Origin of the sequence: Pseudomonas sp. (assembly GCF_035512415.1) — a bacterium.
Lineage (GTDB): Bacteria > Pseudomonadota > Gammaproteobacteria > Pseudomonadales > Pseudomonadaceae > Aquipseudomonas.
The window spans coordinates 93,065-113,686 of sequence record NZ_DATKDZ010000034.1; the positions used below are offsets into that span (position 1 = coordinate 93,065).

At 61.0% G+C, this 20,622-nt stretch carries 16 protein-coding genes; 6 read left to right on the top strand and 10 right to left on the bottom strand.

Features of this window, described 5'->3' with window-relative positions:
- Positions 1 to 23 precede the first annotated feature (23 nt).
- The 3 genes from VMP31_RS16615 to VMP31_RS16625 form a co-directional block, all read right to left on the bottom strand.
- Positions 24 to 1,202 carry a VWA domain-containing protein gene (locus VMP31_RS16615; protein ID WP_325508810.1) on the bottom strand — a complete coding sequence of 393 codons (1,179 nt, stop codon included), beginning with the start codon at positions 1,200 to 1,202 and terminating at the stop codon, positions 24 to 26.
- A 140-nt stretch (positions 1,203 to 1,342) separates the two neighbouring features.
- Positions 1,343 to 2,188, bottom strand: a complete 846-nt coding sequence (locus VMP31_RS16620; RefSeq protein ID WP_325508811.1) for a MoxR family ATPase — start codon at positions 2,186 to 2,188, stop codon at positions 1,343 to 1,345.
- A 126-nt stretch (positions 2,189 to 2,314) separates the two neighbouring features.
- Positions 2,315 to 3,400: a DUF748 domain-containing protein gene (locus VMP31_RS16625; RefSeq protein WP_325508812.1), complete on the bottom strand. Its 1,086-nt coding sequence runs from the start codon at positions 3,398 to 3,400 to the stop codon at positions 2,315 to 2,317.
- Between the two features lie 121 nt (positions 3,401 to 3,521).
- Between VMP31_RS16625 and cysK the strand changes: the two genes are divergently transcribed.
- Positions 3,522 to 4,496: a cysteine synthase A gene (cysK, locus tag VMP31_RS16630; RefSeq protein WP_325508813.1), complete on the top strand. Its 975-nt coding sequence runs from the start codon at positions 3,522 to 3,524 to the stop codon at positions 4,494 to 4,496.
- Between the two features lie 111 nt (positions 4,497 to 4,607).
- Here the strand turns inward: cysK and VMP31_RS16635 are convergent, their stop codons facing one another.
- Entirely contained in the window at positions 4,608 to 5,498 is an 891-nt protein-coding gene (locus VMP31_RS16635; RefSeq protein ID WP_325508814.1) for a DMT family transporter, read from the bottom strand.
- A gap of 202 nt (positions 5,499 to 5,700) precedes the next feature.
- On the opposite strand from VMP31_RS16635, the gene aceK reads away from it, so the two are divergent.
- Positions 5,701 to 7,425 (top strand): bifunctional isocitrate dehydrogenase kinase/phosphatase, encoded by a 1,725-nt coding sequence (aceK, locus tag VMP31_RS16640; protein WP_325508815.1) that lies wholly within the window; start codon positions 5,701 to 5,703, stop codon positions 7,423 to 7,425.
- 305 nt (positions 7,426 to 7,730) lie between these two features.
- Positions 7,731 to 7,871 carry a PA1414 family protein gene (locus tag VMP31_RS16645; protein ID WP_325508816.1) on the top strand — a complete coding sequence of 47 codons (141 nt, stop codon included), beginning with the start codon at positions 7,731 to 7,733 and terminating at the stop codon, positions 7,869 to 7,871.
- 36 nt (positions 7,872 to 7,907) lie between these two features.
- On the opposite strand, the gene VMP31_RS16650 is transcribed toward VMP31_RS16645, so the two are convergent.
- Genes VMP31_RS16650 through VMP31_RS16660 form a run of 3 tightly spaced genes read right to left on the bottom strand, consistent with a single transcriptional unit; the run spans position 7,908 to position 10,538 of the window.
- On the bottom strand, positions 7,908 to 8,234 hold the full coding sequence (locus VMP31_RS16650; RefSeq protein WP_325508817.1) for a rhodanese-like domain-containing protein: 327 nt from the start codon (positions 8,232 to 8,234) through the stop codon (positions 7,908 to 7,910).
- Positions 8,235 to 8,248: 14 nt separating this feature from the next.
- Positions 8,249 to 9,601 (bottom strand): chromate efflux transporter, encoded by a 1,353-nt coding sequence (gene chrA, locus VMP31_RS16655; protein ID WP_325508818.1) that lies wholly within the window; start codon positions 9,599 to 9,601, stop codon positions 8,249 to 8,251.
- A complete protein-coding gene (locus tag VMP31_RS16660) occupies positions 9,594 to 10,538 on the bottom strand; it encodes a chromate resistance protein ChrB domain-containing protein (protein ID WP_325508819.1) in 945 nt (314 codons plus the stop codon). The genes chrA and VMP31_RS16660 overlap by 8 nt, the downstream gene beginning before the upstream one ends.
- Positions 10,539 to 10,654: 116 nt before the next feature.
- On the opposite strand from VMP31_RS16660, the gene VMP31_RS16665 reads away from it, so the two are divergent.
- The gene (locus VMP31_RS16665; RefSeq protein ID WP_325508820.1) at positions 10,655 to 11,266 is read left to right on the top strand and encodes a tRNA-uridine aminocarboxypropyltransferase; all 612 of its coding nucleotides are present in this window, start codon (positions 10,655 to 10,657) and stop codon (positions 11,264 to 11,266) included.
- Positions 11,267 to 11,464: 198 nt separating this feature from the next.
- A complete protein-coding gene (locus VMP31_RS16670) occupies positions 11,465 to 13,732 on the top strand; it encodes a retention module-containing protein (RefSeq protein WP_325508821.1) in 2,268 nt (755 codons plus the stop codon).
- Positions 13,733 to 14,054: 322 nt separating this feature from the next.
- Here the strand turns inward: VMP31_RS16670 and VMP31_RS16675 are convergent, their stop codons facing one another.
- Genes VMP31_RS16675 through VMP31_RS16685 form a run of 3 tightly spaced genes read right to left on the bottom strand, consistent with a single transcriptional unit; the run spans position 14,055 to position 18,956 of the window.
- Complete coding sequence (locus tag VMP31_RS16675) at positions 14,055 to 15,407, bottom strand: HlyD family type I secretion periplasmic adaptor subunit (protein WP_325508822.1); 1,353 nt, start codon at positions 15,405 to 15,407, stop codon at positions 14,055 to 14,057.
- A 10-nt stretch (positions 15,408 to 15,417) separates the two neighbouring features.
- Positions 15,418 to 17,568, bottom strand: coding sequence for a type I secretion system permease/ATPase (locus VMP31_RS16680; protein ID WP_325508827.1), 2,151 nt, complete (start codon positions 17,566 to 17,568; stop codon positions 15,418 to 15,420).
- Positions 17,569 to 17,600: 32 nt separating this feature from the next.
- Positions 17,601 to 18,956 carry a TolC family outer membrane protein gene (locus tag VMP31_RS16685; RefSeq protein ID WP_325508823.1) on the bottom strand — a complete coding sequence of 452 codons (1,356 nt, stop codon included), beginning with the start codon at positions 18,954 to 18,956 and terminating at the stop codon, positions 17,601 to 17,603.
- A gap of 449 nt (positions 18,957 to 19,405) precedes the next feature.
- Between VMP31_RS16685 and VMP31_RS16690 the strand changes: the two genes are divergently transcribed.
- A partial coding sequence (locus VMP31_RS16690; protein ID WP_325508824.1) for a retention module-containing protein occupies positions 19,406 to 20,622 on the top strand: 1,217 nt, incomplete at its 3' end.

A 20,622-nucleotide genomic window follows, 5' to 3' on the forward strand; every position in this document is an offset into this window, starting at 1 on the left:
GGGCCCTGCTGGGCCCGCTTGTCTTACTTGGAGAGAAACTTCATCCCGTCTTCCAACCCCTGCAGGGTTAGCGGGTACATCTGCTCTTCCAACAGCTCACGCATGATATTGGTCGAAGCGGTGTAGCCCCAGGTGTCTTTGGGGTAGGGGTTGATCCAGATAAGTTTCTTGTACTTCTCCATAAAGCGCTTGATCCAGACGTAACCCGGCTCCTCGTTCCAGTGCTCGACGCTGCCGCCGGCCTGGGTGATTTCGTAGGGCGCCATGGCCGCGTCGCCGACGAACACCACTTTGTAGTCCGCGCCGTATTTGTGCAGCAGGCCCTGGGTGGAGAAGCGTTCGGAGGTGCGGCGCAGGTTGTTCTTCCACACCGACTCGTACACGCAGTTATGGAAGTAGAAGTACTCCATATGCTTGAACTCGGTCTTGCAGGCGCTGAACAGCTCTTCGCAGACCTTGACGTGGGCGTCCATCGAGCCGCCGATGTCGAAGAGGATCAGCAGCTTGACCGCGTTACGCCGCTCCGGACGCATCTGGATATTCAGCAGGCCGCCGTCTTTCGCGGTGTGATCGATGGTGCCGTTGAGGTCGAGTTCGTCCTGAGCGCCCTGACGGGCGAACTTGCGCAGGCGGCGCAGGGCCACCTTGATATTGCGCGTACCCAGCTCGACCTGATCGTCGAGGTTCTTGTACTCGCGCTGGTCCCAGACCTTGACCGCCTTGCCCTGGCGCTTGCCGGCGTCACCCACGCGGATGCCTTCCGGGTTGAAGCCGCCGGAGCCGAACGGGCTGGTGCCGCCGGTGCCGATCCACTTGTTGCCACCTTCGTGGCGTTCCTTCTGCTCTTCGAGGCGCTTCTTGAACTCCTCGATCAGCTTGTCGAGGCCGCCGAGGGATTCGATCTTGGCGCGCTCTTCATCGGTCAGTGAGCGTTCGAATTCCTTGCGCAGCCACTCATCGGGGATCAAGGCCTCGATATGCTGGTTGAGGTTTTCCAGGCCCTTGAAATAGGCCCCGAACGCGCGGTCGAACTTGTCGAAATGGCGTTCGTCCTTGACCAGAATCGCCCGCGCAAGGAAGTAGAACTCGTCCATATCGGCGAACACCACGTTGTGTTTCAACGCGTTGATCAGGTCGAGCAGCTCGCGCACCGAGACCGGTACTTTGGCGGCGCGCATTTCATTGAATAGGTTGAGCAGCATGGCTGCATCCTCACAGGATATTGCGAACAGTCCCCTCTCCCCTGGGAGAGGGTTAGGGTGAGGGCAAGCGGGCGACACCGAGTGGCCTGCCGGAACCCTCACCCCCGGCCCCTCTCCCAGGGGGAGAGGGGAGACAAGCCTTAACGCGAGGCGCGGCGGCTCATAAAGGCCAGGCGCTCAAGCAGCTGCACATCCTGCTCGTTCTTCACCAAAGCACCGGCCAGAGGCGGGATGGCCTTGGTCGGATCGCGTTCGCGCAGCACCGCTTCGCCGATATTGTCGGCCATCAGCAGCTTGAGCCAGTCGACCAGTTCGCTGGTGGAGGGCTTCTTCTTCAGGCCCGGCACTTTGCGCACGTCGAAGAATACGTCCAGCGCCTCGGCGACCAGATCCTTCTTGATATTGGGGTAGTGCACATCGACGATCTTCTGCAGGGTGTTGCGATCCGGGAAGGCGATGTAGTGGAAGAAGCAACGGCGCAGGAAGGCGTCCGGCAGCTCTTTTTCGTTGTTCGAGGTGATGATGATGATCGGGCGCTTTTTCGCTTTGATCGTCTCGTCGGTCTCGTAAACGTAGAACTCCATCTTGTCGAGTTCTTGCAGCAGGTCGTTGGGGAATTCGATATCGGCCTTGTCGATCTCGTCGATCAGCAGGATGACCCGCTCGTCCGATTCGAAGGCTTCCCACAGCTTGCCCTTCTTGATGTAGTTGCGCACGTCGTGGACTTTGTCCGAGTCCAGCTGCGAATCGCGCAGGCGGCTGACCGCGTCGTACTCGTACAGGCCCTGGTGGGCTTTGGTGGTGGACTTGATGTGCCAGGTGATCAGGCGAGCGCCAAAGGACTCAGCCAGCTGCTCAGCCAGCATGGTCTTACCCGTGCCCGGCTCGCCCTTGACCAGCAACGGACGCTCCAGGGTGATGGCGGCATTGACCGCGAGCTTGAGGTCGTCGGTGGCGACGTAGGACTGGGTGCCTTCGAACTTCATCGGTAAATCCTCGAACGGTAACGCGCAGGGCCATACCCGCGGGTTCAGTATTTGAAAAGTTCGACTATAACGCGCGAGCCGGGCCACTGTGAACGTAGACGGCGTATTCAGTCACTGAATGGTCCGTCACTCCTTGACCGGTTCGCGCGGGCTGGCCGGGTTTTCGAACTGGGTAGTGAAGGCTTCGACAAAACCATTGCGCAGGATGGCGAGGAACGCCTGAAGCGCACTGATATTCTGCTGGCGCACGTTGCCGCTGAGTTCCACGCGGGTGGCGAACTGATTCTTGCGCTGATTCTTCAGCAGGGTTTCGCCGCCGCCAACCAGGGCCTCCCAGAGGCCGCGCAACAGGCCCTTGTCCTGATTGGCCACATCCTGCTGCCAGTCGAACACTTCCACATTGCGCAACAGGGGCTTGATATAGCCGCGGAGCTGGCCGTCATCGGCACTCGCTTCTATAACCAGATCGCCGCTGCCGGCCTTGAAATCGAACTTGCCGTAGGCCGCAGAAAAGTCGTTGAGCTGCGGTAGGTCGATATCGGTGGCACGCAACTTCAGCTGGAAATCTTCGAACCCGCGCAAGGGATCGAAGGTTGCGCTGCTTTCCAGCGGTGCGTGGCCGAGTAACTGGGCGGTGCCTTCGAAGCGCGCGACGCGCTCGCCCTGTTTGTCGCTGACATTGGTCAGGTTGTAAATGTTGGCATTGACCTGGGTCGCCTGCAGATCCACCGGGGGCGTGGAGGTCAGGTTGTGAAAATGCACCACGCCCTCGACCACCTGCACCTCATTGAGGGTGATGGGCAGCAGTTTGGTCAGCTGCTCGCTCCAGTCGGTGCCCTGACCGGTCTGTGAACTCTGCTTGTTTTTACCGTCAACAAAGTTGACCACCGGCTTCTCGAACACCACCTCGGCCACCACGGCGCGCTCATTCCAGAGCGCTTTCCAGCTAACCGCAAGGTCGATAAGCGGGGCTTCGACAAAGGGCAGCGGCACCTTGCCGTCGACCTTGACGATACGCAGGTCGTTGATCTTGTAGGCACCGCGCCACCAGGCCAGGTCGACATCGGCGATATGCCCGCGGTAGTCGCCCATCTTGGCGAGCTTGTCATTCAGGTAGTCGCGCACCAGCAGGGGCAGGGCGAAATGCAGCGCCACCAGGGCGACGACTATGCCCAGGAGTATCCATTGAGGAATGCTGTAGCGTTTCTTCATAAAGGACAGACTCGTGGTGGAGGGTAGGGGTTGCGACTCTGTAAACAAGCGGGCTGGACGGCCAGGCACAGGCGTCATAGGCTTGAGAGCTTATTCGGCAACTTCGCACAAGGATACTGCCATGAGCCGCATCTACGCAGACAACGCGCAATCTATTGGCAACACGCCGCTGGTGATGATCAATCGCCTGGGGCCTAAAGGCGTCACCATCCTGGCCAAGATCGAAGGGCGCAACCCAGCCTATTCGGTAAAGTGCCGCATCGGCGCGAGCATGGTCTGGGATGCGGAAGATCGCGGCGTGCTCAAGCCGGGCATGACCATAGTTGAACCCACCTCGGGTAACACCGGTATCGGCCTGGCTTTCGTCGCCGCGGCCCGTGGCTACAAGTTGCTGCTGACCATGCCGGCGTCCATGAGCCTGGAGCGGCGCAAGGTGCTCAAGGCTCTGGGTGCCGAACTGGTGCTGACCGAGCCGGCCAAGGGTATGAAGGGCGCTATCGAGAAAGCTGCGCAGATCGCCGCCTCGGATAGCAGCACCTACTTTATGCCGCAGCAGTTCGATAACCCGGCCAACCCGGCGATTCATGAAAGGACCACTGGCCCGGAAATCTGGAACGATACTGATGGCGCAATTGATGTGCTGGTGTCAGGCGTCGGTACGGGCGGCACTATCACCGGTATTTCGCGCTATATCAAAAAGACCCAGGGCAAGCCGATTCTTTCGATAGCGGTGGAGCCGCTGGGCTCGCCGGTGATCAGCCAGACCCTGGCCGGCGACGAGGTCAAGCCCAGCCCGCACAAGATCCAGGGCATTGGCGCAGGTTTTGTACCGAGCAACCTGGATCTGGCCATGGTCGACCGGGTCGAGCTGGTAACTGACGACGACGCCAAGGCTGTGGCCCAGCGTCTGATGCGCGAGGAGGGGATTCTCTGCGGTATCTCCTGCGGCGCAGCCATGGCAGCCGCATTGCGCGTGGCAAACGAGCCCGGCATGCAGGGCAAGACCATTGTGGTGATCCTGCCGGATTCCGGCGAGCGCTACCTGTCGAGCATGCTGTTCAGCGATATGTTTACCGAGCAGGAACTGCAGCAGTAAGCGTCACGCTGCGCCTGTGAACGAGCCGCCTTCGGGCGGCTTTTTCGTAGGGTGCGCGTAGCCGTAGGATGGGTGACAACCCATCAGCCGATTGATGGGTTGTCACCCATCCTACGCTTTAGCCGCGCTCGGCCTTACCACCAGCCACAACGCCACGGCGATCAGCACCCCACCATACAGATAGGCCCAGGACAGCGGCTCGTCGAGCAGTAACCAGCCCCAGAGCACGCCAAAGGGCGGGATCAGAAAGGTGGTGGTCGAGGCCTTGATCGGGCCGATATCGCTGAGCAAACGGAAATACAGGACGTAGGCGAAGGCGGTGCAGATAAGCCCCAGACTCGCCAGGGACAACCACACATTCAGACCGCCCCAGCTGGCCGGCGGCTGCAGGGCCAGCGCGCCGGCAAATAAAGGCAGCAGGAACAGGCTGGCACCGCACAGGCTGGCGAAGGCAGTCAGGCGGTTGTCCAGGCCGCCCTGCTGGCCGATCCAGCGTCGGGTGAGGAAACCGGCAAAGCCATAGCAGATGGTCGCCACCAAGCAGGCTGCCGCGCCCAGCAGCAGATCCAGGTCAAACTCGACCGGCCCGGTGCGGGTCAGCACCGCCACGCCAAACAGGCCGATGGCCACGCCGGCGGCCTTGCTCAAGGTCAGCGCTTCGGCGAAGAACAGCATGCCGATCAATACCCCCATCATCGGGGTCGTGGCGTTCAGAATCGACGAGTAACCCGCCGGCAGTACCAGGGCCGCCATGCAGTACATGGCCGAGGGCAGGCCGGCGTTGATCACGCCCAGCACCAGGCAGTGCTTGAGTTTGCCGCGAAAATCCCAGCTGACCCGCATCAACAGCAGAATCGCGAGCAGGCCGAGCATGCCGAAGCTGGCGCGGAAGAAGGCCGTCGGCATGCTGCCAAGCACCGGCGCGACAATGCGCATAAACAGAAAGCTCGCGCCCCAGATGGCAGCCAGCAAGAGCAGACGCAGCAGGTCGGCAAGGCGCACGACAGACTCCACAGCAGTTGAAAAGGCCGCGCAGTGTTGCCCGGCCAGGGCATCAAGGCAATTCGAAAAACGCTTTCAAATAGCTGTTCGCCAATATTTCGCCGCAGTTAAGACCCTTTACGGTCTTTGCCGGCTTTTACTTGCCGCCGCCACTGGCTAAGCTCGCCGGGTGCTCCGTCTTTCTTCGCGCAGAGGTTCGTTCATGCCGCAGCAATGGCCCGCTGGTGCTATCGCCCAGCTTATCCTCGATGGTTTTGACGATTATCGTGAGCAGTTCCGCCAGATCACCAATGGCGCGCGCGTGCGTTTCGAACAGGCGCAGTGGCAGGAGATCCAGCAGGCCTCGGCCGCCCGTATTGCCCTCTATGAAGAGTGCGTCGGCGCGGTCAGTGCAGGCCTGCACCAGGCCTATGCCGACGAGGTGCTGCTGGACGTGGTGCAGTGGCCCTTGGTCAAGTCGGCCTATATCGCCCTGATCGACCCACGCTACGACGACGAACTGGCGGAAACCTGGTTCAACTCGATCTTCTGCAGCCTGTTCAGTCACGACCAGATCAATGACGGCTGCATGTTTATCCATACCACGCGGCCGTCCTTGCGCGGCAACGTGCGGGCACCGCAGACCCGGGTCTACGAGCCCGCAGGCAATATGGAGCAGGCCCTGCGCCAGGTGTTCGAGGACTTCAGCTTCGAGGTGGGCTATGAAAACCTGGAGCGCGACCTGTTGCGCCTGCTCAAGCAGCTGCGCGAAAACCTACCGGATTGGGTATGCAAGGACCCGGAGCTGCGGATCGAGCTGTTCGCCTCGCGGCTGTATCGCAACAAGGGCGCATATCTGGTGGGGCGCATCTACACCCGTGACGAGCAATGGCCGCTGGTGATTCCGCTGCTGCACCGTGAAGGTCAGGGTATCCAGATTGACGCCTTGATCACCGACGAGGCCGAGGTGTCGATCATCTTCTCCTTCACCCGCTCCTATTTCATGGTGCGGGTCGGCTACCCGGCGGAGTTCGTCAGCTTTCTCAAACGCATTCTGCCGGGCAAGCATATCGCCGAGCTGTACACCTCAATCGGCTTCTACAAGCATGGCAAGTCGGAGTTCTACCGCGCCCTGATCAATCACCTGGCCACCACCGACGACAAGTTCATCATGGCTCCCGGGGTGCGCGGCATGGTCATGAGCGTGTTTACCCTTACGGGCTTCAATACCGTGTTCAAGATCATCAAGGATCGCTTCTCGCCGTCGAAGAACGTCGACCGCGGTACGGTGATCGAGAAGTACCGCCTGGTGAAAACCGTCGACCGGGTCGGGCGCATGGCCGATACCCAGGAGTTCGCCGATTTCCGCTTTCCACTGTCCAAGTTCGAGCCCGAGTGTCTGGCCGAGTTGCTGGAAGTAGCACCCTCGACTGTGGTGGTGGAGGGCGATACGGTGCTGGTGCGCCACTGCTGGACCGAGCGGCGCATGACCCCGCTGAACATGTATGTCGAAAGTGCCAGCGAGGCCCAGGTGCGCGACGCGCTGGATGATTACGGCCTGGCAATCAAGCAGCTGGCGGCGGCGAATATCTTCCCAGGCGATATGCTACTGAAGAACTTCGGCGTGACCCGTCACGGCCGGGTGGTGTTTTACGATTACGACGAGATCTGCTTTCTCACCGAGGCCAACTTCCGGCGTATTCCGCCGGCGCGTTACCCCGAGGACGAAATGGCCTCCGAACCCTGGTATTCAGTGGCCCCGCTGGATGTGTTCCCCGAAGAGTTTCCGCCGTTCCTGTTTGCGGATATGAAGCAGCGCAAGCTGTTTAGTCAGTTACATGGCGAACTGTATGACGCCGACTACTGGAAAAGCCTGCAGGATGCGATTCGTGCTGGCAAGGTGATCGACGTTTTCCCCTACAGGCGCAAGGCTGAACAGTTGGAGTAGGGCTGTAACGGACGATTGCGTCAGTCCGCAGGGCGTAGGGCCGTGAATAGATGGCAAGGTGTGTCGGTGCCCTTGAATCTTTGGGGCGGCGGGCGCATCTATGACCTATCAATTATGGGCACGCGGCGTGGCTGAACTGCAGGCATCGCCGGCGCTGCCGATAAGTGTATTAGTCGCGGATGAACAACCGTTCGTCTCAGCGCTGTTTGATCTGAGCCGCGCCCCGGCATTTTTGCCGCGGTTAATCTACGCTGACAGAGGGTGCAACTCGCACCCTGTCGCAGTCCTTGGCAGGAGGAATTTCCATGAGCGCCAAGTTGTATAACGTCTTAGAGGACATGCTGGTTGCCCTTGGCTTGCTTGATCGGCCGAAGCTGCAACCCATCCCCGTACGCCATGACGACCCGCGCGCCCCGAAAGCGCCGCGTCAGCGTCCGCGTCGCTAGTTTCAATTCCACCCCGCCGACAGCGCGCAGAGCAGGTTAGTCGGCCAGGCTCTCGATAGTTTGGTCGGCAGCGCGCCAACCGGCGAAACCGTCGATTAGATAGCGTGCATCCAGGCCCATGGCGGCCAGGGTCTCGGCGCAGCCCTGGCTGATCTCGTGACCATGGGCGCAGTAGAAAATCGCCGGTCTGTCTCTGGGGATTTCGTCTTTCCAAGTGAATAGCGCATCAGGGTCGCGCCACTGCGCTCCCGAAATCTGCGCCGCGTCGGCCAGACGCACGCTGGCCCGGCGCACATCGACCAAGCTGAAAATGTGTCCTGCCGCTTGCCACTGCGCCAGTTCGCTTATGGTGATTCGGTTCATCGCTCGGCTCCCATTCAGTTCAGTCCCAGATGCACCAGTAAACCGACCAAGGCGCATGCCGCGATGGTCTCGATTACCCCGCGCTTGAACTTCAATAGCGCCACGGCCGCGGCCAGGGCGATCAGCGCCGAAGGCCAATCAAAGCTGCCGCTAAAACCTTCCGGCCAGAGCACGTGGTAGCCGAAGAACAACGCCAAATTTAGGATTACCCCAACCACCGCGGCGGTGATGCCGGTCAGCGGTGCGGTGAATTTCAGCTCGCCGTGGGTCGACTCCACCAGCGGCCCGCCAGCGAGGATAAACAGGAACGACGGCAGGAAGGTGAACCAGGTGACCAGGGTCGCCGCCACGGCACCGCCGAGAAATACCTGCTCGGGCCCGAACACCTGTTGCACATAGGCACCGACGAAGGCGACGAAAGCCACCACCATGATCAGCGGCCCCGGCGTGGTTTCGCCCAGGGCCAGGCCGTCGATCATCTGCGTCGGGGTCAGCCAGCCGTAATGGTCGATGGCCCCCTGGTAGACATAGGGCAGCACCGCATAGGCACCGCCGAACGTCAGCAGCGCAGCCTTGGTGAAGAACCAGGCCATCTGCGTCAGGGTGCCGTCCCAGCCGTACAGCCAGAGCAGCAGGCCCATCGGCAATAGCCAGAGCGTGGCACCGATGGCGGCGATTTTCGCCAGGTGCAGGGTGCTGAAACGCGCATGGGCGGGGGGTGGGGTGTCATCGTCGATCAGCGCCGGACCGAAGAATTTATCGCTGGCCGCATGGCCGCCGCCGACGCTGAACTGCGCTGGCAGCAAGCGCCCGCCGATATAACCCAGCAGCGCCGCGCCGAGCACGATCAGCGGGAAGGGCACATCGAGGGCGAAAATGGCGACGAAGGAGGCGGCGGCGATGGCCCACAGCCAATTGTTTTTCAGCGCCCGCGAGCCGATGCGATAGGCCGCCTGCAGCACTATGGCGGTCACCGCCGGCTTGATCCCGTAGAAGATTCCGGCCACCAGCGGCACGTCGCCGAAGGCGATATACAGCCACGACAGGGCGATCAGGATAAACAGCGACGGCAACACGAACAGCCCGCCGGCGATCACCCCGCCCCAGGTACGGTGCATCAGCCAACCGATATAGGTGGCCAACTGCTGCGCTTCCGGGCCGGGCAGCAACATGCAGTAGTTCAGCGCATGCAGGAAACGTCGCTCGGAGATCCAGCGGCGTCGCTCCACCAGCTCCTGATGCATGATGGAAATCTGCCCGGCCGGGCCGCCGAAACTGATCAACCCGAGCTTGAGCCAGAACCAGAACGCCTGTAACAAGCTGACGGGTTCGACGCTCTGTTCGGCAGTCGCTATGGGCTCAGTCATCTGTCGTTTCTTCCTTTACGAAGGCGGCCAGCAAGCCATCGAACAGGCTGCTGGCGGCGTTAAGCAATTGGTCGTCGTCCATCAGGGTTTCACGCAGCCCGGCCAGTACCCGCTCGACCCCGGCGGCTTCCGCTGGCTGCGCGCCGCCAATATCCAGGTAGTGCACCAAGGTGGCGACGCGTTGCAGGCCGGGTTCGCCGAGGGCGAAGCTGGCGATCAGGGTTTCGCAGGTCACGCGCTGGCCGACATGGCTGAAGGTCGCGCCGTCATAGTCGAAACCCAGGGCTTCGGCGGGGCATTCCTCGGGCGAACGCAGCCAAACGAAGCGCGCGTCGGGGTCGATAAAACGGCGGATCAACCAGGCGCTGGCGAGGCGGTCGACCCAGGGCCGCTGGCGCGTGGCCCAGAGTCGGCCGTGGTAGTCATGTCGGTTCAGTACCGCTATCGGCAGATCCTGGCTGCTCGGCTCGTCCGCGCAGAGCGCGCGGCTGGCCACGCTTTCCAAGGTTTGCAGAGCGTCGTCGAGTTGCTGTTTGGCCTGGCCGGGGAAGAAGTCGATGCTCGCCAGTTGCGCGAAGGCTTTGCGCAGTTTGCGAATCTGCTTGGTGCAGGCCAGCGCATTCTCTGAGTTGAGCCCGGCATGGCAGGCGTCGACTTCGCCGAGCAGCTTGGCGTAATCGGCGCTGCGCTCGAACAGCGGAATAAAGCGCTCGCCTTCGGGGTCGTCGATCGGCAGCAGATAGGCTGTGCCGTTGATCGCCAGAATGTCACGTTCGATGGCCACCATGGCCTCGCGGCAGGCCGGGTTGTCCGGCAGCAGATAGACGCCATCGCGTAGCACGGCGGCACCGCTGGCCTTCAAAGCGCGCCAGGCACGCATGCGCGCGGTGGCATTGGCGGTGGGTAGACCGAGGATCAGGGTTAGCCATTTTTTCATCGCTGATACTACATAATTGGTAGCTATCGCTACATTACTCCTGATAATGCCGCAGTCAATGCCTGTTAAAGCCATGCGTGGCCTTATGGCAAACTGCGCGACATCAGGAGAGACCGATGTCACGCCCTCAATGCCCACGTTGTAGCCGCCCGCTCGAGCACTGTTTGTGTGCCCTTATCCCGCAACTGCACAGCCGTACCCGGCTGCTGATTCTGCAGCACCCCAGCGAGGTCAAACATGCGCTAAATACCGCGCGCTTGGCCGCTTTGGGTTTGTGCAACGCCGAACTGCGGGTGGGTGAGGTGTTCGAGAATTTGCCCGAGTTGCTGGCGCAGCCGGGTTACCAGGCTTGCCTGCTGTTTCCGGGGGAGGGCGCGCTGCCGTTGCTGCAGTTCGCCGAACAAGCGGCTGGGCAGCCAACCCTGTTGGTGGTGCCCGATGGCACCTGGCGTAAGGCGCGCAAGTTGTTGCACTGCAATCCGCTGCTGGCTGCTTTGCCGCGGGTCAGCCTGGAGCCTGGCTTGCAGTCGCGTTACCGGTTGCGCAAGGCACCGCAAGCGGGGGTGCTCTCGACTATCGAAGCCATTGTCAGCGCGCTGGCAACCCTGGAGGCCCCGGCGCAATTTGATGCCTTGCTCAGGCCGTTCGAGGCCCTGATCGAGGGGCAGATTGCGGCCATGGGCGAGCAGACCTTTCAGCGTAACCACCTGGACCCAGCGGACCGTTGAATAACTGTCTGCATGGCGATATGGCGTGGTTAGCCTAAATCGCGATAAGTCATTGCCTATTATGGATAAAACGGTCTTAACGATTAGTTAAACCAAATACTCGATCCGCTTGCCCAAGCCTTGTGCATTGACTTGGCACTACAGATCGGATCGGGTGCGCCTCTTGCGTTGCTCTGCCGCTTATCAAGGAGAGAATGCATGAGCAATTCCATTGGGGTGGTTACTCAGGTTGTTGGCAAGGTCTCGGCTGTCGCTAGCGATGGTTCAACCCGTCTATTGGTCGAAGGCGACCGAGTGTTTCTCGGCGAGCGCTTGGTTTGCGCCAACGACGGTGCCGTGGCAATTCGCCTCGACCAAGGCGGCGATCTGACCATGGGGCGCGCGAGTAGCCTGTTGCTCAGCCCGGCATGGCTCGCCGGCGAGGCAGTGGAGCAGTTACCACCTGAGCCCAGCGCCGAGCAACTGCGCGAGGTGGAGGCGCTGCAGCGTGCCATCGCCGCTAATGAAGACCCGACCCTGATCGCAGAGGCCCCGGCGGCCGGGCCGCAGACGGGTGGTAATGGCGGTGGCGGCGGTCATTCGTTCGTGCTGCTGAGCGAGACGGGCGGCCAGCTGGAACCGGAGATCGGTTTCGAGACCGGGCCTCTGCCTTTTGCCAGCCTGGATATAACGCTGCGGCCGGCCGCTGATACGCAGGATGGTGTCGACCCCGCGGTTCCGAGCACGCCAACGCCGCCAATCGATCCGATCACGCCGGTGGATCCTCCGGTAACGCCGCCAATTGATCCCGTCACGCCAGTGGATCCTCCGGTAACGCCGCCAATCGATCCCGTCACGCCAGTGGATCCTCCGCAGTCGCCGCCCTTACTGGTGGTCGGTAGCAATGCCGACGACGAAGCGGGGGGCAGCGCGCCGCATCTGGTGGCCAGCCCGCTGGACGACGATGGTGCCGGCAGTCTGACCGGCAGCTCCGGTAACGATGTATTGGTCGGCGACGCCGGCGGGGTGCAGAGCCTGATCACCCCCGGCACCAACTACAACATCGCCCTGATTGTGGACATCTCCGGCAGCATGGAGCGCGATTCCGGCTCGGGGGTGTCGCGTATCCAGTTGACCAAGGATGCCCTGACTCACCTGGCCAACCAGATCAAGGACCATGACGGCGTGATCAACGTGCAGTTGATGCCGTTCAGCAGCACGGTGGGGACTGTGACCACCATCTATGGACTCAATGCCGCCAACGTCGGCCTATTGCTGGCCGCCATCGACGCCATGAGCCTGACCGGCCATACCAACTACGAGGCGGCTTTTGTCCAGGCCACGCAATGGTTCAACGAGCAGATTGTCACTGCCGGTGCGGACAATGCGAACAACTTCGAGCAACTGGCGTTCTTCCTCTCCGACGGCCAGCCCACCATGTACCTGGACGAGTCGGGCAACCCGGTGCTCGATACCGCCAATATCTCCAATTTCCGCGATGTCGACGAAGCCCTGCAGGCCGCCAACAGCATGCTGCACACCGGCATTGGCGGTAATCCGATCCAGGTGCATGCGATCAGCATAGGTTCGGCCAGCACCTCGGCGGTGTTGGATATGTTCGACAACACCGGCCCAAGCGGCACTGGCACAGTAAACCTGCCCGACGGCAGCACGGTCACAGCCCCGACCGGTGATTCACAAATCGTGCACAGCGCCGAAGAGCTGCAGGCGCTGCTGATCGGCGACTCCACCGATACTATCCCGTTGCCGCTCGGCGACGACCAGCTTTACGGCGGTGCAGGCGACGACATCCTCTTCGGCGACAGCCTGAACACCGATCATCTGGCCTGGGACGGAAATCCTGCCGGTAGCCACGACGGCCAGGGCTATCAGGCCCTGCTCGACTTCCTGCAAGCCAGTAATGGCGGGGGCGTGCCCAGCGTGGAGCAGGTGCGTAGCTACATCGTTGAGCATGCCATGACGCTCAACCTCAGCAGCGACCCGCGCGGCGGTGCTGACCTGCTCGTAGGCGGGGCCGGTAACGATGTGCTGTTCGGCCAGGGCGGCAACGACACCTTGATCGGCGGGATGGGCGATGACCTGCTAATTGGCGGTAGTGGCCAGGATGCATTCGTCTGGAATGCGGGCGATCAGGGGCACGATCGGATTCTTGACTTCACCCTGGGCGGCAGCGAGGGCGATGCGTTGGATCTGAGCGACTTACTCAGCGGCGAGACCTCCGGCAGCTTGAGCGATTACCTCAACTTCGCCGTGGTCGATAGCGGCGGGTCGCTTAGCACGCTGATCTCGGTCAGCCCCAGTGGTACAGGCCCAGCGGCCCAGACCATCGAGCTGGCCGGTATCGACCTGGCCACTCATTACGGCGTCACCCCCGGCGCGGGTGGCATCGTCAGCGGCGGCGTGGATACCACGCGGATGATCGATGGCTTGTTTGGCGACCAGGCACTGCGGGTGGATTCGGTGTGAGCTGAACGCTCGAGGGCTTCGCCATATTGCATCGCCCAGACGCGCACCTTGTAGCCTGAACAAGCCTTGGCGCAATCCGGGATTAGGTTTCCCGGATTGCGCTGGCGCTTACCCGTGCTACGAACCGTGGGAGGCGCTTCAGCGGCGAGCTTTACGCGGTGGCTATTGAGCCCCTCCCACCTTGAGTCACTCGTTCAGGCTAGAAAGGTTGAAAGGCCGGCGGCACTGGGTAGCCCGGATGAAATCCGGGAGCGGCTTTGTAGGCGCAAGATTTCCCCGGATTGCATCCGGGCTACAAAAGCGCTTTTACCGCGACCCACTTCTAACGTTCGCGCAGGGCTTCGGCGCGGGCCTTCAGCACCGGTTTGAGCAGGTAGTCGAGCACGCTTTTCTTGCCGGTGATGATGTCCACGGTGGCCACCATGCCGGGGATGATCAGTAGCGGGTGCTCGTCGCTGCCCAGGTGGCTTTTATCGGTGCGGACCTGGATCAGGTAGAAGCTATTACCTTCTTCATCGGTGATGGTGTCGGCGCTGATCAGCTCCAGGTTGGCTTTCATGCCGCCATAGATGGTGAAGTCGTAAGCACTGAACTTGACCATGGCTTTCTGTCCTGGATGAAGAAACGCCACATCCTGGGGACGTACCTTGGCTTCGACCAGCAGGCTGTCGTCCAGGGGGACGATTTCCAGCATATCGCTGCCAGGCTGGACGACGCCGCCGATGGTGTTGACCTTGAGCTGCTTGATTACCCCACGCACAGGCGAGGCCACGGTGGTGCGGCTGACCCGGTCCTGAATCGCGACGCTGGTGGAGGTGAGCTTGGTCAGCTCAGTGCGGATTTCATTGAGCTCCTTGAAGGCATCGGAGCGAAAGCCCAGTTCGGACTCTTCGATCTTGCTTTTGATTTCTGCCATCGCCGATTCCGCCCTGGGTATGGCCAGGTTGGTGGCATCCAGCGAGCCGCGTATTTCCACCAGGCTGCGGCGTAAACGGAGAATTTCAACCTGGGAAATGGCACCGCTTGCGACCAGCGGTTGTGACATGTTCAGCTCCTGCTGAAGCAGCCCCATACTGGCGCGGTACTGCTGGGCTTTGGCGCGAAATTCGGCCAGTTCCTGGCTTTTTTGCCGCAGTTGTTCGCCCAGTGTGCGCTGTTCGCTTTGCAGGCGACCCTGGCGCGATTGGTACAGGGCCATTTCGTCTTCGGCCAGTTGCGGGGCCTGGCGCAGAATCTCTTGCGGCATAGCGATGGGACGGCCTTCCGCCTCTGCGGTCAAACGCTCGACACGGGCCACCAGGGCCAGCCGGTCGGCCTCGGTCTCGCCCTGATTGGAGATAAAGCGGGTGTCGTCCAGGCGCAACAGAACATCGCCTTTTTCCACCACCTGGCCTTCACGGACGAAAATCTCAGTGACGATGCCCCCCTCAAGGTTCTGGATGACCTGGATCTTGCTTGAGGGGATGGCCTTGCCTTCACCGGTGGTGACTTCCTCCAGTACGGCAAAGTGGGCCCAGATCAGCGCGACCAGCAGGCAACTGCTGACCGCCCAGACGGTGATCCGGGTAAACCAGGGGGAGTCTTCGAGTATCGCGCCGTCCACCTCGGGCATGAACTCGGTGTCCTGCTTGTGCTGGCGCATACTGGCGAAATAGCTGCGGAGCGACTGGTTCATGTTTGGCTTCCTAGACCGCTGCCGGGCCGACCCGGCCTTTGCGCAACGCTTCGATAACCGCCTCTTTCGGGCCGTCGGCAACGATATGGCCGTTATCCAGCACGATCAGTCGGTCGACCAGGCTGAGCATGGAGGCACGGTGGGTAATCAACAGCAGGGTCTTGCCCTGGGCGCAGGCTTGCAGGCGGGTGCGCAGCAGGTCCTCACTGGTGTTGTCCATGGAGCTGGTGGGTTCGTCCAGCACCAAGATGGGTGGGTCCAGCAATAAGGAGCGGGCCAGGAGTACGGCCTGGCGCTGGCCGCTGGAAAGCAGCTGGCCGCGTTCGCCTACGGGGCGGTCGAAACCCTGCGGGTGCTGCCGGGCGAGGTCGACTACGCCGGTCATTTCCGCGACTTCGAGCATGCGTGCATCATTGATATAGCGGGCACCCAGGGTCAGGTTGTCGCGCAGGCTGCCGGCTAACAATGGCAGGTCATGGGCGACATAGCCGATCTGGTGACGTAGATCTGCAACATCGAGCTGACGCAGGTCGATATTATCGAGCAGGATCTGCCCTTCATCTGCGGTGTAAAACGCCATCAGCAGGCGGGCCAGGGTGCTCTTGCCCGAGCCATTGCGGCCGATGATGCCGACCCTTTCACCGGCATTCATGCGCAGGCTGATACCTGCCAGGGCGGGTGTGCTCTGTCCCGGATAACTGAAGGTGACTTGACGCAGCTCCAGGGCACCCTGCAGCTGGGTGCGATCCAGCGGGCGCTGTTTGGCCTGGCGTTCCTGGGGCAGGGCCATCAGCGCGTCTGTGCTGACCATGGTCAGGCGTGCTTGCTGGTAACGGGTAATCAGCCCGGCGATCTGGCCGAGGGGGGCCAGGATCCGGCTGCCAAGCATGTAACAGGCCACCAGGGCCCCGACGCTGAGGTTGCCGGCAATGATGCTGTAGACCCCGGCAACGATGGTGGCCATACCGGCGAACTGTTGCAGGAACATGGTGCCGTTAGTGGCGATGGCGGCCAGGGAGCGGGCATGCACGTCCAGGCGGGTCAGGGCTCCGTGGGTCTTTTCCCACTGGTGCTGGCGCTCGCTTTCGGCACCGCAGGCTTTCAGGGTTTCCAGGCCGCCCAGGGTTTCGATCAGCAGGGCCTGGCGTTGCGAGGCCAGCTGCAGGCTCTTGGCAACGGTGTCGCGCAGGCGGGCCTGCACGGCAAAGGCGAATAGCGCGGTAATCGGGAACGCCAGCAGGGGGATCACCACCAGCCAGTCGCCAATCAGCCAGATCACCGCAATCATCAGAAACGAGAAGGGCAGGTCGATCAGGCTGGTCAGGGTCACGGCGGTGAGAAAGTCCCGCAGCCCCTGGAAGTCATGAATGCTTTGCGCGAAGCCACCCACTGTGGCCGGTCGTGCTTTCATCGACATGCCGGTGATACGTTCGAACAGCGTGGCGGAAAGCACCACATCGGTTTTCTTGCCGGCGGTATCCAGCAGATGGGCACGAAGTATCTTCAGCAGCAACTCGAAGCCCATGGCGATAAACAGGCCCAGCGCCAGTACCCAGAGCGTCGCGGTGGCCTGGTTCGGTACCACGCGGTCATAGGTCTGCATGACGAACAGCGGGATCATCAGACCCAGCAGGTTGATCAGCAGGCTGGCCAGCATGGCATCGGTATACAGCCAGCGAGACAATTTGAGGGTGTCGCGGAACCAGGCTTCGATACGCGGTATCAGCGGCGTACGAGCTTCTTCCAGTTCATGCCGCGGCCGCGCGAAGAAGGCCTGGCCGCTGTACTCGGCGGCCAGTTTTTCCCGGTCAACCCATTGCGCGCCGCCGTCTGTTTCACAGGGCAGGATCTGCGCCTGGTTCTTCGGCCCCCATTGGCGCAATACCGCACTGCGGCCATCGTTCAGCAGCAGCAGAATCGGCAGGTTAAGTGGTGAGATGCTGGCCAGGTCGCGACGTAACAGACGCCCCTGCAAGCCCGCCCGCGCCGCTGCGCGAGGCAGTAGAGCGGGGGTCAGGCGTTGCTCAGGCATCGGCAGGCCGGCACTGAGGCTGCCACGGCTGACCGAGCAGCCGTGGAGTTTGCAAAGTATCAACAGGCCATCGAGCAGCGGATCATCGTGATTGAGACGTGGATCGCTGGATGCCCCAGGCCGTTCCATGGTGGTCAAATTGAACTACTCCCGAGCCGCTACTACTTCATTGCCGGCAAACGCGCCTCACTCTTCACTTCGCTCAGAGCTACAGCTTCAGCCGGTACTACAACTTGTTGCTGGCGCAGCAGGTCACCCATGGCAGCAATCACGCGGTACATGGAGAACTCTTCGAGGAAACGCACCTCGCTGTAACGACGGTTGGCGGTAAACAGCTCGTTTTCACTGTCGAGCAGATCGAGCAGGGTGCGCTGGCCCAGGCTGAACTGCTGCTGATAAGCCTCGCGAACTCGCGCGGTGTAGTCGGCATAGTCACGGGCGGTTGGGGTTTGCTGGCGAGCGTTGTCCATGGCGTTCCAGGCCAGGGAAAGGTTTTCGTTGAGCACCCGCAAGGCGTTGTTACGAATATCCATCGATTCGTTGATCTGGTGTGCGGCCGATTGCAGCCGGGCCTTGTCGCGCATGCCATTGAACAGGTTGTAGTTCATCACCACGGCCGCGCGCCAGCTGTTGTCATGGCCGCCGATGCCCTGGGTGTTGTCATTGGCTGCGGTGGCCAGCTCCACATCAAGGCGTGGGTAGAATGGCGACTTGGCTACCTCATATTGCTTCTCGGCAGCACTGACATCGGCCTGAGCCGATTTCAGGAAGGGGTTGTTGTCCATCACGGTCTGGCGTGCCGAAGCAAGGTCTTCCGGCATTGTGCCCTTGACCGAACTCGGGGATTCCAGCTCATCGGGCATGCGCCCAACGGCACTGAAGAAATTGGCCTCCGCGTCCGCGAGGTTGACCTGCTCGGTGTAGAAGTTGTTCTGGGCTAATGCATGGCGGGCTTCGGATTGGTCGAGGTCGGCTGTACTGCCAACACCCTGCTGGCTGCGCAAGCCGATCTGGTCATTGATGCGCTGATGGGCCTGCAGGTTGTTGCGGGCCAGTTCGAGCATTTCGCGGCGCATCAGCACATCCAGGTAAACCTCTACGGTCCTCAACGCCAGGCTCTCCGAGGTACCCAGCAGACGATAGGCGCGGGAGTTGACCACCGCCTGGGTGCGGGCTACTTCATTGGGCGTATTGAAGCCGTCGAACAGCATCTGCCGCAAACGCAGCTCCGAGGTGCCGTAAGTCAGGGTTTCCGTGTTGTGGTTGCCTGCACTTCGGGTCGTGGGGTTGTCCGTGTATTCCCGTCCATAACCCATCAGCAGATCAACAGTGGGCAGATAGCCCCCCTTGGCAATTTTCACCTCTTCATCCGAGGACAGGCGGTTGTTGGCACCTGCATGCACTTCGGGGTGGTTGTCCAGCGTGCTTTGGATAGCTTCCGAAAGACTAATGGCCTGGGCCTGCGTGCTGATCGACGCCAGCAATACAGCGGCCCATAGCGGGTTGAGTACGCGCATCGTGACTCTCCTTTTTAGATGTTCTGAATCCGGACGCCAAAAAAATGGCTTATTTAACTGTCGGACTGATCTGAGCTTCTAACATCACAGCTAAGAACATCTTTAGTTGTAGCTTAGAAAAATTGATTACACCTCTTATGAGGAAAAAATCTTATGCACTCCGAGAAAAGCAGCACATTGTTCTGGAAGACTAGCCTGAACTTTTGGGCTTCTCGCAGGTATGCGCAGATTAAAGCAGGTGGTCAGACACGATTCGGGCGGGAGTTGTTTGATGGAGTAGTACAACGCAGGCTTTGGTGACAATTTTTTGTCGTTAGCGTTTTTATTAATAGCTTCCTGCGTCGCTTGCTCACTCACAGTTCTTGTTTTCATCCCGACTTCGGAAGGTGATCTGACCGTATTGAAAATACGTGTCGGCGGTGGTCGACAGCTGTAGTGAGGATGGAATCATGGCTACTCTAATTGGTGTCGTCAGTCAGGTCGTCGGCGAAGTCTATGCGGTAGCCAGCGATGGAACGCGGCGACCACTGGCTGAAGGCGACCGCGTTTTCGCCGGCGAGCAGATCGTCACAGGGGCGGCGGGAGCCATCGCGGTCGCAATGACCAATGGCCAGCAGTTGACCCTCGGGCGTGACAGTAGCCTGACCCTTACGGAACAGATGCTGGCCTACCGTCCCGACTCGCAAGCGCCGGCTGCCGATACTTCGCCGGCCGCGCCGAGTGACAGCGAGCTAGCCGATGTCGAACAACTGCAGGCGGCCATCGAAGCCGGTGTCGACCCAACCCTGGCTGGCGAGGCAACTGCTGCCGGGCCAGGCGCAGGTGCAGGTGGAGCGGCGGGCGGTGCAGGAGGCGGCCACTCCTTTGTCTTGTTGGGCGAGGTTGGCGGCCAGCTTGATCCGGTGATCGGCTTCCCTACAGAGGGACTGCAGAGTGGCCCCGAATTTCCCAATCCTGACCCCGATGTATTGCTCGATACCCCCGAGCCCCCTCCGCCTGAAGTACCTGACTTCTCTCCTGTAATCGAAGTGATCTATCTGGATGGTCCGCCCGGTGGTGATGGCGGCGGTAATCAGCCCGGAGTAGTGGCTGGTCCCGGTGTAGTCGACGAGGCCGCCCTTGGGAGTGGCAGTAACCCAGGCAGCACTGCCGAGTTCACCTATGGCAGCCTGGTTATCAACTCGCCGGATGGCGTTTCCCGGATTGAAATACAGGGTGCTGATGGTGTCTGGGTCAACGTACTGGGCGGCGGCACCGTTGTAGGTGCATACGGCACCTTGCAGTTCGATGCAGCGGGTAACTGGGTTTACACCCTCAATGCCAACACCCTGGATCACAGTAATGCCGGCGCAACAGGCGCAGCCGACCAGGTCGGCGAGAGCTTCCCGGTGCGGGTATTTGATGGCGATGGTGATGTATCGCCGACGGTATCGTTGGATGCTGTGGTGTATGACGATGGTCCGACTGCCCTGGCCGATGTAGTAGAGGGGAGCGAGGGCAGCAGTGTCGGCGGCAATGTTCTGGTCAATGATGAGTCGGGTGCAGATGACTTTGCGGCGAGCACTGTGGTGGGTGTTGCTGCGGGCACTGACACCAGTAATCCGGTGTCTGGCAACGTGGCTGTGTCCATTGATGGCGACTTTGGCACGCTGACGCTGAACGCCGA

Coding starts and splice junctions, on each gene's coding strand:
- VMP31_RS16665 (WP_325508820.1), top strand. CDS start 10,655: ATGTCACGCCCTCAATGCCCACGTTGTAGCCGCCCGCTCGAGCACTGT.
- VMP31_RS16620 (WP_325508811.1), bottom strand. CDS start 2,188: ATGAAGTTCGAAGGCACCCAGTCCTACGTCGCCACCGACGACCTCAAG.
- VMP31_RS16625 (WP_325508812.1), bottom strand. CDS start 3,400: ATGAAGAAACGCTACAGCATTCCTCAATGGATACTCCTGGGCATAGTC.
- VMP31_RS16675 (WP_325508822.1), bottom strand. CDS start 15,407: ATGAACCAGTCGCTCCGCAGCTATTTCGCCAGTATGCGCCAGCACAAG.
- chrA (WP_325508818.1), bottom strand. CDS start 9,601: ATGACTGAGCCCATAGCGACTGCCGAACAGAGCGTCGAACCCGTCAGC.
- VMP31_RS16615 (WP_325508810.1), bottom strand. CDS start 1,202: ATGCTGCTCAACCTATTCAATGAAATGCGCGCCGCCAAAGTACCGGTC.
- VMP31_RS16660 (WP_325508819.1), bottom strand. CDS start 10,538: ATGAAAAAATGGCTAACCCTGATCCTCGGTCTACCCACCGCCAATGCC.
- VMP31_RS16670 (WP_325508821.1), top strand. CDS start 11,465: ATGAGCAATTCCATTGGGGTGGTTACTCAGGTTGTTGGCAAGGTCTCG.
- VMP31_RS16645 (WP_325508816.1), top strand. CDS start 7,731: ATGAGCGCCAAGTTGTATAACGTCTTAGAGGACATGCTGGTTGCCCTT.
- cysK (WP_325508813.1), top strand. CDS start 3,522: ATGAGCCGCATCTACGCAGACAACGCGCAATCTATTGGCAACACGCCG.
- VMP31_RS16680 (WP_325508827.1), bottom strand. CDS start 17,568: ATGGAACGGCCTGGGGCATCCAGCGATCCACGTCTCAATCACGATGAT.
- VMP31_RS16685 (WP_325508823.1), bottom strand. CDS start 18,956: ATGCGCGTACTCAACCCGCTATGGGCCGCTGTATTGCTGGCGTCGATC.
- VMP31_RS16650 (WP_325508817.1), bottom strand. CDS start 8,234: ATGAACCGAATCACCATAAGCGAACTGGCGCAGTGGCAAGCGGCAGGA.
- aceK (WP_325508815.1), top strand. CDS start 5,701: ATGCCGCAGCAATGGCCCGCTGGTGCTATCGCCCAGCTTATCCTCGAT.